Consider the following 12,667-nt stretch of genomic DNA (forward strand, 5'->3'; position numbering starts at 1 on the left):
CCAGCCGCTGCCTCGCAGCGGCTTTTGTATTTTCTGAAATAACGAAGTGGAGAGCCGCATGGTTCCCGTAATCGCCCTGGTGGGCCGACCGAACGTCGGCAAGTCCACCTTGTTCAACCGCCTGACCAGGACTCGCGACGCCATCGTCGGCGTCTTGTCCGGTCTGACCCGTGATCGCCAATACGGTGAGGCCAAGTGGCAAGGGCGTTCCTACATTCTGGTCGACACCGGCGGTATCTCCGGTGACGAGCACGGTATGGACGAAAAAATGGCCGAGCAGTCGCTGCTGGCCATTGAAGAAGCAGATGTCGTTCTGTTCCTGGTAGATGCCAAGGCCGGTTTCACCGCCGCCGACCAGATGATCGCCGAGCATTTGCGCAAACGTAACAAGCGTTCCTACGTGGTTGCCAACAAGGTCGACAACATCGACCCTGAAATGGCCCGCGCCGAGTTCGCCCCGTTGGGCATGGGCCACGCGATTCCGATCGCCGGCGCCCACGGTCGTGGCATCACCCAGATGCTCGAAATCGCTCTGAGCACCTTCCCGAAAGACGAAGAAGAGCCAGAAGAAGGCGATGAAGAGATCGTTGCCGAAGGCGAGGAAGCCAAGCGCATTCCTGGCCCAAGCGAAAAAGACGGGATCAAGATCGCGATCATCGGTCGCCCGAACGTCGGCAAGTCGACCTTGGTAAACCGCATGCTCGGTGAAGACCGGGTCATCGTGTACGACGAACCTGGCACCACTCGCGACAGTATCTACATCCCGTTCGAGCGTAACGACGAGAAGTACACGCTGATCGACACCGCTGGTGTGCGCAAGCGCGGCAAGATCCACGAAGAAGTTGAAAAGTTCTCCGTGGTCAAAACCCTGCAAGCGATCAAAGACGCCAACGTAGTGATCTTCGTGATGGACGCCCGCGAAGGCGTTGTGGACCACGACCTCAACCTGCTGGGCTTTGCCCTGGAAGCGGGTCGTGCACTGGTTATCGCGATCAACAAGTGGGACGGCATGACGCCGAGCGAGCGCGACTTCGTAAAAGTCGAGCTGCAACGCCGCCTGTTCTTCGTCGACTTCGCCGACATCCACTTCATCTCGGCCCTGCACGGCACTGGCGTGGGTAACCTCTACGCTTCCGTACAGAACTCGTTCAAGTCCGCGGTCACCCGCTGGCCGACCAACCGCCTCACCCAGATTCTGGAAGATGCGGTCGGCGAGCACGCGCCACCGATGGTCAACAACCGCCGGATCAAGCTGCGTTATGCCCACTTGGGTGGCGCGAACCCGCCGATCATCGTGATTCACGGTAACCAGATCGAGAAGGTGCCGAAGTCTTACGTGCGGTATCTGGAAAACACTTACCGTCGTGTCTTGAAGCTGGTCGGTACGCCGATCCGCATCGAGTTCAAGGGCGGCGAGAACCCGTACGAAGGCAAAAAGACCACGCTCACCGACCGTCAGGTCAACAAGAAGCGCCGCATGATGTCGCACCACAAAAAAGCCGACAAAAAGCGCCGCGATAAGAAATAGAAGTAGTTTTTGATCGTTCCCACGCTCCTGCGTGGGAATGTATCCCGTGACGCTCTGCGTCACATTCGTGGTGGACGCAGAGCGTCCATGGCGGCATTCCCACGCAGAGCGTGGGAACGATCAATATAGAGAGGGCGCCAGCAGGCGCCCTTTTTTTATGGGCGCCGTTTGGGCTATCCTCGGGCTCTCCCGCGCCGCCGTTAGAGCCGGGTGTAGAGCAGGGAACCACCGATGATCACCAGTAAGCTGCCGAATGTCGGCATCACTATCTTCACTCAGATGTCTCAGCTCGCGGCGCAAACCGGGGCGATCAACCTGTCCCAGGGGTTTCCCGATTTCGATGCCCCGAAGGCGTTGTGCGATGCCGTCGGCCGGCACATTGCCAGTGGCCATAACCAGTATTCGCCAATGACCGGCCTGCCGGCGTTGCGTCAGCAGATTGTGGCGAAGATCGCGCGCAGCTACGGCGTCAACGTTGATGCCGATCAAGAGGTGACCGTCACCCCCGGCGCCACTCAGGCAATCTTCTGTGCGATTCAGGCGGTGATCCACAGCGGCGACGAAGTGATCGTCTTCGACCCGTGCTATGACAGTTACGAGCCGTCGGTGGAACTGGCCGGTGGCCGCTGCGTCCATGTGCAGCTCGGGCTGGATGATTTCTCCATCGACTTCCAGAAGCTGTCCGAGGCAATCACGCCGCGCACGCGGATGATCGTGCTGAATTCGCCGCACAACCCAAGCGGTGCACTGATCAGCCGTGCCGAACTGGATCAGTTGGCGGATTTGATTCGTGATCGCGACATCTACATCGTCAGCGATGAAGTCTACGAACACTTGGTGTTCGATGGCGTCCCCCACGTCAGCGTACTGAATCACGAAGAGTTGTATCAGCGCGCCTTCGTGGTCAGCTCCTTCGGCAAGACCTATCACGTCACCGGTTGGAAAACCGGCTACGTCGTCGCGCCGCCAGCCCTCACCGCGGAATTGCGCAAGGTTCACCAGTACGTCAGTTTCTGCGGCGTGACCCCGTTGCAATTTGCCTTGGCCGACTTCATGGCCGAGCACCCGGAACATGTCGAAGAGCTGCCGGGTTTCTATCAGGCCAAGCGCGATCTGTTCTGCGATCTGCTGGCGCCGTCGCGCTTCAGCTTGACCCGTGTCACGGGCACCTATTTCCAATTGGTCGATTATTCGCAGATTCGCCCGGACCTCAACGACGTCGAGATGGCGCTGTGGATGACCCGCGAACACGGCGTGGCGAGCATCCCGATCTCGGTGTTCTACCAGAACCCGCCCGAAGGCCAGCGCCTGGTGCGCTTGTGCTTCGCCAAACGCGAGGAGACCCTGCGTGAAGCAGCGGCAAAACTATGCGTGATCTGAGTGCGCTGCCCAACCTGAACATCGCGCTGATCCAGACCACCCTGGCCTGGCATGACCGCCAGGCTAACCTGGAGCATTTCGAGCAATTGCTGGAACAGGCACGCGGCGCGGACCTGATTATCCTGCCGGAGATGTTCACCACAGGTTTCTCCATGCAGTCCGAAACCCTGGCCGAAGCGGAAAACGGCCCCACCAGTAAGTGGCTGCGGATCCAGGCTGCGAAGCTGGATGCGGTGATCACCGGCAGCGTGATCGTCCAGGCCGCCGATGGCAGCCACCGCAATCGCCTGCTCTGGGCGCGACCGGACGGTGAGGTGCTGCATTACGACAAGCGCCACCTGTTCCGCATGGCCGGCGAACACAACCACTACACGCCCGGCGAACGTCAGGTGCAGTTCGAACTCAAGGGCTGGCGTATCCGGCCGCTAATTTGCTACGACCTGCGTTTCCCGGTCTGGAGCCGTGACGCCCAGGACACTGACCTGCTGCTGTACACCGCCAACTGGCCGGGTGCACGGCGTCAGCACTGGAACCGCTTACTGCCGGCCCGGGCGATCGAGAACCTGTGCTATGTGGCAGCGGTAAACAGGATCGGTACTGACGGCAAAGGCTTTGCGTATACCGGTGACAGTCAGGTGCTGGATTTCCAGGGCGAGACATTGCTCAGCGCAGGCGAGGCGGATGGGGTGTTTCAGGTGGTGCTGGACGCGGCGGAACTGGCGGCTTATCGCACACGGTTTCCGGCGAATCTGGATGCTGATACTTTTGAGTTCACCTGAGATTTTCGTTGCCTGACAGGGCCTCATCGCGAGCAAGCTCGCTCCCACAGTTGATCGGGGTGAACACAGATTTTGTGTACACCCAAACACCCTGTGGGAGCGAGCTTGCTCGCGATAGCGGATCGACTGCCAACGCATAAACATCAGGTAAACAAAAAGGCCCCAAGGTTCTCACCTTGGGGCCTTTTGCATTTCAGCGAACGCTTACGCCGCTTCTTTCGCTTCCGGCTGGCTCAGCGAGCGGTTCAGCGCGCTGAACAGAGCCTTGAAGCTCGCCGTGGTGATGTTTTCATCGATGCCCACGCCGTGCACCGCACGCTGGCCTTCAACCCGCAGCTCGATGTAGGCCGCCGCCTTGGCATTGGTGCCCGCGCCGATGGCGTGTTCGTTGTAGTCCATGATTTCCACCGGGATCGGCAGGCCGGCCACCAGTGCTTCGAGGGCACCGTTGCCCTTGCCGCGCCAGTGCAGGTTGGTTTCGCCCTGGCCTTTGCCGGAGACTTCCACTTCCACCGAGCTGTTGCCGTTCTCTTCCTGCAAGCGGTGGCTGACCAGCGCGTAAGGCGTGTTGGCCTGCAAGTACTCGCTGTGCAGCAACGCGTGGATTTGCTGGGCAGTCATCTCCAGGCCGAGGCGATCGGTTTCACGCTGCACGACTTGGCTGAACTCGATCTGCATGCGACGCGGCAAGCTAATGCCGTATTCCTGTTCCAGCAGGTAGGCGATACCGCCCTTGCCCGACTGGCTGTTGACGCGGATCACCGCCTCGTAGCTGCGGCCGATGTCGGCTGGGTCGATCGGCAAGTACGGCACTTCCCACAAGGTGTCCGGTTTCTGTTGGGCGAAGCCCTTGCGGATCGCGTCCTGGTGGGAGCCGGAGAACGCGGTGTGAACCAGGTCGCCGACGTACGGGTGACGTGGGTGCACCTGGATCTGGTTGCACTCTTCGACGACTTTGCGCACGCCGTCGATGTCGGAGAAGTCCAGCTCAGGATGAATGCCCTGGGTGTAGAGGTTCAACGCTACGGTGACCAGATCGACGTTACCGGTGCGCTCGCCGTTGCCGAACAGGCAGCCTTCGACACGGTCAGCGCCGGCCATCAGGCCCAATTCGGTGGCGGCCACGCCGGTGCCACGGTCGTTGTGGGTGTGCAGGCTGATGATCACGCTGTCACGACGGTTGATGTGACGGCCGAACCATTCGATCTGGTCGGCATAGATGTTCGGGGTCGCGCATTCGACGGTGGCTGGCAGGTTGAGGATCACCTTGTGCTCAGGCGTCGGGTTCCAGACTTCGATCACCGCATCGCACACTTCTTTGGCGAACTCGAGTTCGGTGGCGCTGAAGGTTTCCGGCGAGTATTCGAAGGTCCACTCGGTGTCCGGCTGCTGGGCTGCGTATTTGACGAACAGCTTGGCGGCGTTCACGGCGATGGCCTTGATCCCGTCCTTGTCCTGGTTGAAGACAATGCGGCGGAAAGAAGGGGAGGTCGCGTTGTACAAGTGAACGATGGCTTTTTTCGCGCCGCGCAGGGATTCGAAAGTGCGCTCGATCAAGTCTTCACGGCCCTGGGTCAGCACCTGAATGGTGGTGTCGTCCGGGATGTGGCCGTCTTCGATCAAGGTGCGCACGAAGTCAAAGTCAGTTTGCGAAGCCGCCGGGAACGACGCTTCGATTTCTTTCACACCGACCTGCACCAGGGTTTTCCAGAAACGCAGCTTTTTCACCGCGTCCATCGGCTCGATCAGCGACTGGTTGCCGTCACGCAAGTCCGAGCTGCACCAGATCGGCGCGGCGGTGATGGTCTTCGACGGCCAGGTACGGTCCGGGATGTCGATAGTCGGGAACGCGCGGTATTTCGAAGACGGGTCTTTGAGCATGCTCATCGGGAAATCCTTATTGTGTGGGCCGAAAAGAGGCGGCCTGCCGGTGGATCAAAAGTTATGGGGAAAACGTGTCAGGCGAGGCACCGCAATTCAGCCCGGCAGTCGTGCGCTGACGAGGCACAGGCTGCGGTGCTGGCGAAGCTGGATGAGGGTGTGAGAGGTTTTCATGGCTTTAACCCTAACCGCCGGGGTTGAGGATGGCAAGCAGTCGAAAAAAATTGAGAGGAATACTCGAAAAGGCGGGATTGGCGAGATTTTATTGCTGCGATGTAGGGTGATCGTTTGGATGTTTGCGTGGGGTTTGATCGATGCGCAATTGGAGGCTGGTGATGTGTTGCCTGTGAGGCCGCCTTCGCGGGCAAGCCTCGCTCCTACAGGTTTCGTCTGATCTCGAGGCCACCACGAACCCGTAGGAGCGAGCGATGCGGCGACCCGACTTGCCCGCGAAGAGGCCATCAGCCCCGACAACTTATCTAAGGCTGAAACGCCCCAATAAATATCGCCGGATCCACCCGCGCATCATTCAGGCTGATATTCCAGTGCATATGCGGCCCGGTCGCACGGCCAGTCGAACCCACCTTGCCGACCACACCACCCCGCGCCAATTGCTGCCCAACCTTCACATCAATCTTCGACATGTGGCAGAACATGCTGATAAAACCCTGGCCATGGTCGACAAACACGGTATTGCCGTTGAAGAAGTAGTTGCCGATCAAAATCACCTTGCCCGCCGCCGGTGTCTTGATCGGCGTGCCCGCCGGTACCGCGAAGTCCAGGCCAGCGTGAGGATTGCGTTCTTCACCGTTAAAGAACCGACGTACACCGAACTTGCTCGACAGCGGCCCATTGACCGGTTTGTCCAGCAGCAGATTGCTCGGGGTGCCGGGGCTGAAGCTGCGATACGCCTGGATCTGCTCGGCCAGTTCGCCTTCGATGCGCTTGAGGTTTTCCGGGTTCGGATTGACCTGCTGAGTGTTCTTCAACGTGATGTGCTGTTCCGGGTATTTCTTGTTGCCGACCGTGAAGTTCAGATTGCGGCCACCGCTGCTGACTTGCTGGGTGCCCGGTTTAACGCTGAGCGGCACGCCGACAATCGCCAGCCAATTGCTCTGTTCCTTGACCACCAGCACCGGTTTGCCCTGATACGTGGCTTTCGGCGCCTGGGCTGCGGCGCCCAGATCAACCACGGCCACACCGCCCGGCACCGGTTTGTTCAGCAGACGGGTGATGTAACTGTCGGCGTGGGCGTTGAAGGTCAGGCATAGCAACAGCAGCGGAGCGAGGAAACGCGGCATGGGTCAATCCAGTAGAGAAAGGGTGACAGGCGTCAGGTGATTGTCTTCGACGCGCACTTGCAACTCGCCTTCGCCGAGCCGGGCATTCAGGCGTTGGCCGGGATGAGTCTGGGCGGCATTGCGAATCGCGTTGCCGCGCTCGTCCAGCAAAATGCTGTAGCCACGGGCAAGGGTCGCCAACGGACTGACCACTTGCAGCGTCTGAACTTGGCTTTGCAGTTGCAGGCGACGGCTTTTGAGGCTTTCGCGCATTGCTCGGGGCAGGCGTTCAGCGAAACTGTCGAGGCGCTGGCGCAACATCGCCAATTGCCGACCCGGATGTTGCCCGGCGAGGCGGGTTTCCAAGCGGATCAAGCGTTCGCGGCGAGTATTGAGGCTGCGCTCGAAGGCACGGCGCATACGCATATCCAGATCGTCCAGACGTTGCGCTTGCTGGCGCAGGCGTTCGCCGGGATGCCGCAGACGCCGGGACATGCCTTCCAGACGCAGGCGATCGCGCATCAAACGGTCGCGGATGCGCATCACCAGACGACGGTGCAGACTTTCGACCCGGCGCACCAGGTCACTGGAGTCCGGAGCCAGCAATTCAGCGGCGGCAGAAGGCGTCGGCGCACGAACGTCGGCCACGAAGTCACTGATCGAGACGTCGGTTTCATGGCCGACCGCGCTGACAATCGGCGTCACGCAGGCATCCACGGCACGGGCCACGGCTTCTTCGTTGAAACACCAGAGGTCTTCCAGCGAGCCGCCGCCACGGGCCAGGATCAACGCATCGAAGCCACGGGCGTCCGCCAGTTTCAATGCACGGACAATCTGCGCGGTGGCTTCGCGACCTTGTACGGCGGTGGGGATCAGCGTCAGTTGCACCTGCGGCGCGCGGCGGCGGAACACGCTGATGATGTCGCGGATCACCGCGCCGGTCGGCGAACTGATAATGCCAATGCGTTGCGGATGCGCCGGCAGCGGCACTTTGCGTTCGGCACTGAACAGGCCTTCGGCGCTGAGTTTTTCTTTCAGCGCATCGAAGGCCAGTCGCAGGGCGCCGTCGCCAGCCGGTTCCACAGTGTCGAGGATCAACTGATAGTCGCCACGGCCCTCGAACAGCGAGACCTTGCCGCGCACCTTGACCGCCAGGCCATCCTTCAGCGCCTGGCGCACCCGCGCGGCGTTCTGCCGGAACAGCGCGCAACGCACCTGCGCGCCGCTGTCCTTGAGGGTGAAATACACATGGCCGGACGCCGGGCGGGCGAGGTTGGAGATTTCGCCTTCGACCCAGATATTGCTGAACACGTCTTCCAGCAACACCCGCGCGCGGCCGTTGAGCTGGCTGACAGTCAGGACTTCACGGTCCAGGCCGAGTCTTGCAAAGGGATCTTTAATCATGGGGCGCAGTTTAAAGGCATTCGTCCATCAATCTCCATGACTCAACACAAATCCCCTGTGGGAGCGGGCTATGTGGCGAGGGGATTTATCCCCGTTGGGCTGCGAAGCGGCCACGAATTGAAAACCGCGATGTATCAGATGTACCGCAAGCAATGGTTTTACGACTGCTTCGCAGCCGGACGGGGATAAATCCCCTCGCCACATAGCCCGCTCCCACAGGGATTTGTGAAGGTGTTGATGAAGTGTTGGACCAGCGCAGTAGGATGTTGCCGATAGGCGAGGGCGACGGTGCTGTGGCAGTCCGGATCGGCCAGCGGCAGGAAATGGATATCCTGCGGGGCGATGTCCTGCATCGACTCCGGCAGCAAGGCGATGCCAAACCCGGCCTGGATCAATTGCAATTGCGTGGTTTTGCGCGACACCACCCGCGCGGCTTTCGGAAAGAACCCCTGGCGCATGCACAACTCCGCAGACAAATAACTCAGCCCGCCGCGTTGCGGATGAGGAATGGAGATAAACGCTTCATCCTTCAATTGCGCCAGATCGATGCCTTGCCCTGAGTTATCCACAGCCAGTCGATGATTCGGCGGAACGGCCAGCAGCAAGCGTTCGCTATATAAAGGAATAATCTGCACTCCTTCACGCTGACGCAGCACCGGCAAGCGCAACAGACCGACATCGAGGCGACCTTCCGCCAACTCCTCCAACTGCGCTTCCGAGGACAGCTTGACGATGTCCATGGACACACCGGCATGTTGATCCAGATAAGCGCTGATGCCCCGTAACAACCGGTCACTCATCGGCACCGTGCTGGAATGGCTCAGGCGCAACGTGCCGAGTTGGCCAGTGCCGACCTGAGTGGCCATCTCGCTGGCCTTGGTCAGTTCGTGCAGAAGATTTCTGGCTCGGGGCAAAAAGGCTTCGCCTGCGGCGGTCAGTCGCGGTTGGCGCGCGGTGCGTTCGAACAACGGCGTTTGCAGGCGGGTTTCCATGTCCTTGATCTGCCGGCTCAGGGCCGACTGTGCGATAAACAGGCGTTCAGCCGCAGCGCTGAAACTGCCGCACTCGGCGATTTCCACGAAGTAACGCAATTGACGGGTTGAAAGCACGAGGCATGCCTTTTCGAGATGGGTGGGCGACTTGGAAGATATTAGTCGCAACCCTCGGCGCTGGCTAAAGTCATCTCAGGTATTCAAGGAAAGCCCTGCAAATGAATGTGCTTGAGTTGTTGAGCCAATGGCCGTTCGGTGCGACGGATTGGCTGGTGATCGGGTTGGGCATCGCGCTGGCCTACATCGTGTTTGGCATCGCCGGGTTTGGCACTGCGCTGGTGGCGGGGCCGATCCTGATTCTGTTTATGCCGCTGTCGAAGATCGTGCCGTTGCTGGTGTTGCTGGATTTCGTCGCGGCGTTTGGCAATCTGCTGCCGTCGCGGCGAGATGTAGCCAAGCCGGAATTGCTGCGACTGCTGCCGTGCATGGCGGTGGGTTGCACGTTGGGAGTGATCTTCCTGCTGAACCTCAAGTCTGATGTGTTGCTGCTGATGATGGGGCTGTTTATCAGCGCCTATGCGGTTTACAGCCTGTGGGTCAAAACCCGTCCGACACAACTGTCCGCCGCTTGGGCGCTGCCGATGGGCACGGTGGGCGGGATGTTCGGCGCGTTGTTTGGCAGTGGCGGCTTTTTATATGCGATCTATTTGAACAGTCGCCTGCCCAAGGAGGCGGCCCGGGCGACGCAAAGTGCGCTGATCAGTTGCAGCACCGTGGTGCGTTTGAGCCTGTTTGCCGTCGCGGGTGTGTATGCCGAGCTACCCTTGTTGGTATTGGCCGTGTGTTTGTTGCCGGCCATGGCGCTCGGGTTATGGATTGGCCGGCGGTTGACCATGAGATTGTCCCGAGAGGCGTTCGTACGGCTGGTAACGTGGTTGGTGCTGGCCAGCGGGATTGCCTTGATCGGGCGGTATTTGAGTACTTGACCTGCGTGTGTCAGGGATTAAGCTGCCGGCCGTCCTGACGCCTTCGCGGGCAAGCCTCGCCCCTACAAGTTGGGTGTCGTTCGATAAATTTGCGACGACACATATCCTGTAGGAGCGAGGCTTGCCCGCGAAGGCGTTACCCGGCACGCCGCAGAATTCCCCATTTGACGCAGTAGGCTTGGCACCATGAATTCCCAAAGCATCATCGTCCCGAAAATTTCCACGCTGCCGGTGCACGAACCCCGGGCCCGGGCGGTCGTGCGTTGGCTGGTGCGCAAGAACATCATCAAGGAAGAGCTGACCACCTGCGGCCGCACCGGCAACCGCATGGCCCACGCCCTTGCCGATGGCGCTCGCGCTGTGGTCCTGCACCCGCAAGCGCTGCCGTTTGGCGAAGCGGTAAATGGCCTGGAGATCATCACCAAGCGCTGCATCTACACCCCGGCCAAGGGCTTTCTGGGCGAGGCGGGCTGTGCCGAATGCCGCAAGGAAGTCGGCGAAGCGCTGTTCGAAAGCCTGGAAGAGTGGATGCCGGGGCGCACCGACAACTTCACCTGCCCCGAGTGCGGGCATGAAGACGACATCAACGGGTTTCTGTTTTTGCAGGAATGCGGCTTTTCCAACCTGGGCTTCATCTTCAACAACTGGGGCGAGGCAGGGTTCAAGCAGAGCTTTATCGATGAGTTCGCCGATTGGCTGGATCAGCCCGTCAGTTGGGTCAAGGTCGAGCTGTAACCGAAACCGCAACCGAAACCGAAACCGTAGGAGCGAGGCTTGCCCGCGAAGCTTTTAGCGCCAGTGATGACGCCTTCGCGGGCAAGCCTCGCTCCTACACGGTTTGTGTGCCAAAACCCCCGTCGATCACTGCATCGATAATAGACAGAGTTTTACATTGAACCCGAGGGGGTGTCTGACTATAATGGCGCGCTTCCATTTTCCCGCTCGGGAGCCCCCGCGATGCTGCGTATCAGCCAAGAAGCTCTGACATTCGACGACATTCTCCTAGTGCCCGGTTATTCCGAGGTGCTTCCTAACGAAGTCAGTCTCAAGACCCGCCTAACCCGTGGCATCGAGCTGAATATTCCTCTGGTTTCTGCCGCTATGGACACCGTCACTGAAGCCCGTCTGGCAATCGCCATGGCTCAGGAAGGTGGCATCGGTATCATCCACAAGAACATGACCATCGAGCAGCAAGCTGCCGAAGTGCGCAAGGTCAAGCGTTACGAAGCCGGCGTGGTCAAAGACCCGATCACCATCGAGGCTGACGCCACGGTTCGTGAACTGTTCGAACTGACCCGCATGCACAACATCTCCGGCGTTCCGGTACTGCACGATGGCGACCTGGTCGGCATCGTCACTTCCCGCGACGTACGTTTCGAAAACCGTCTGGACGCCACCGTCCGTGAAGTGATGACGCCTAAAGAGCGTCTGGTCACGGTCAAGGAAGGCGCCGACAAGAACGACGTTCGCGAGTTGTTGCACAAAAACCGCATCGAACGCGTACTGATCGTCGACGACAAATTTGCCCTCAAAGGCATGATGACCGTCAACGACATCGAAAAAGCCAAGGCTTACCCGCTGGCCAGCAAGGACGATCAAGGTCGTCTGCGTGTTGGCGCTGCAGTCGGTACCGGTAAAGACACCGGCGACCGCGTTGCAGCCCTGGTCAATGCCGGCGTGGACGTGGTGGTGGTCGACACCGCACACGGTCACTCCAAAGGCGTGATCGACCGCGTTCGCTGGGTCAAACAGAATTTCCCTGACGTGCAGGTCATCGGCGGCAACATCGCCACCGGCGCTGCCGCCAAGGCCCTGGTTGAAGCAGGCGCCGACGCAGTCAAGGTCGGTATCGGCCCTGGCTCGATCTGCACCACCCGTATCGTCGCCGGTGTCGGCGTCCCGCAAATCAGTGCCATCGCCAACGTCGCCGCTGCCCTTGAAGGCTCCGGCGTGCCGTTGATCGCCGACGGCGGCATCCGTTTCTCCGGTGACCTGTCCAAGGCCATCGTAGCCGGTGCCTCCTGCGTGATGATGGGCTCGATGTTCGCCGGTACTGAAGAAGCGCCAGGCGAGATCGAACTGTTCCAGGGTCGTTCGTACAAGGCTTACCGCGGCATGGGTTCGCTGGGCGCCATGTCCCAGGCTCAAGGCTCCTCCGATCGTTACTTCCAGGATTCCTCGGCAGGCGCCGAGAAGCTCGTACCGGAAGGCATCGAAGGGCGTGTTCCTTACAAAGGCACCCTGAGCGCCATCATCCATCAACTGATGGGCGGCCTGCGTTCCTCGATGGGCTACACCGGCAGTGCCGACATCGAAGAAATGCGCACCAAGCCTGAGTTCGTGCGGATCACCGGCGCTGGCATGGCCGAGTCCCACGTGCACGACGTACAAATCACCAAAGAAGCGCCAAACTACCGCGTAGGTTGAGGCTTCCAGC

At 60.1% G+C, this 12,667-nt stretch carries 10 protein-coding genes; 6 read left to right on the top strand and 4 right to left on the bottom strand.

Annotated elements, in window-relative coordinates:
* Positions 1 to 58 precede the first annotated feature (58 nt).
* The 3 genes from der (at position 59) to ACIOYV_RS12980 (ending at position 3,687) form a co-directional block, all read left to right on the top strand.
* Positions 59 to 1,528: a ribosome biogenesis GTPase Der gene (gene der, locus ACIOYV_RS12970; protein ID WP_401324152.1), complete on the top strand. Its 1,470-nt coding sequence runs from the start codon at positions 59 to 61 to the stop codon at positions 1,526 to 1,528.
* Positions 1,529 to 1,759: 231 nt separating this feature from the next.
* The gene (locus ACIOYV_RS12975; protein ID WP_401324153.1) at positions 1,760 to 2,908 is read left to right on the top strand and encodes a pyridoxal phosphate-dependent aminotransferase; all 1,149 of its coding nucleotides are present in this window, start codon (positions 1,760 to 1,762) and stop codon (positions 2,906 to 2,908) included.
* A complete protein-coding gene (locus tag ACIOYV_RS12980) occupies positions 2,896 to 3,687 on the top strand; it encodes an amidohydrolase (RefSeq protein ID WP_401324155.1) in 792 nt (263 codons plus the stop codon). The genes ACIOYV_RS12975 and ACIOYV_RS12980 overlap by 13 nt, the downstream gene beginning before the upstream one ends.
* Positions 3,688 to 3,891: 204 nt before the next feature.
* Here the strand turns inward: ACIOYV_RS12980 and leuA are convergent, their stop codons facing one another.
* From leuA to ACIOYV_RS13000, 4 genes are all read right to left on the bottom strand, one after another.
* Positions 3,892 to 5,574, bottom strand: a complete 1,683-nt coding sequence (gene leuA, locus ACIOYV_RS12985; protein WP_054045357.1) for a 2-isopropylmalate synthase — start codon at positions 5,572 to 5,574, stop codon at positions 3,892 to 3,894.
* Positions 5,575 to 6,047: 473 nt separating this feature from the next.
* The gene (locus tag ACIOYV_RS12990; RefSeq protein ID WP_401324157.1) at positions 6,048 to 6,869 is read right to left on the bottom strand and encodes a peptidoglycan DD-metalloendopeptidase family protein; all 822 of its coding nucleotides are present in this window, start codon (positions 6,867 to 6,869) and stop codon (positions 6,048 to 6,050) included.
* 3 nt (positions 6,870 to 6,872) lie between these two features.
* Positions 6,873 to 8,252, bottom strand: a complete 1,380-nt coding sequence (gene xseA / locus ACIOYV_RS12995) for an exodeoxyribonuclease VII large subunit (RefSeq protein ID WP_054613623.1) — start codon at positions 8,250 to 8,252, stop codon at positions 6,873 to 6,875.
* Between the two features lie 158 nt (positions 8,253 to 8,410).
* Positions 8,411 to 9,361, bottom strand: a complete 951-nt coding sequence (locus tag ACIOYV_RS13000) for a LysR family transcriptional regulator (RefSeq protein ID WP_401324159.1) — start codon at positions 9,359 to 9,361, stop codon at positions 8,411 to 8,413.
* Positions 9,362 to 9,462: 101 nt separating this feature from the next.
* Between ACIOYV_RS13000 and ACIOYV_RS13005 the strand changes: the two genes are divergently transcribed.
* From ACIOYV_RS13005 to guaB, 3 genes are all read left to right on the top strand, one after another.
* The gene (locus tag ACIOYV_RS13005; protein WP_401324161.1) at positions 9,463 to 10,230 is read left to right on the top strand and encodes a sulfite exporter TauE/SafE family protein; all 768 of its coding nucleotides are present in this window, start codon (positions 9,463 to 9,465) and stop codon (positions 10,228 to 10,230) included.
* 186 nt (positions 10,231 to 10,416) lie between these two features.
* Positions 10,417 to 10,965, top strand: coding sequence for a hypothetical protein (locus tag ACIOYV_RS13010; protein ID WP_054613626.1), 549 nt, complete (start codon positions 10,417 to 10,419; stop codon positions 10,963 to 10,965).
* Between the two features lie 222 nt (positions 10,966 to 11,187).
* Entirely contained in the window at positions 11,188 to 12,657 is a 1,470-nt protein-coding gene (gene guaB / locus ACIOYV_RS13015) for an IMP dehydrogenase (RefSeq protein WP_054045343.1), read from the top strand.
* Positions 12,658 to 12,667: the final 10 nt, after the last annotated feature.

It is taken from the genome of Pseudomonas sp. NPDC087342 (genome assembly GCF_044744265.1).
Taxonomy (GTDB): domain Bacteria; phylum Pseudomonadota; class Gammaproteobacteria; order Pseudomonadales; family Pseudomonadaceae; genus Aquipseudomonas; species Aquipseudomonas nunensis.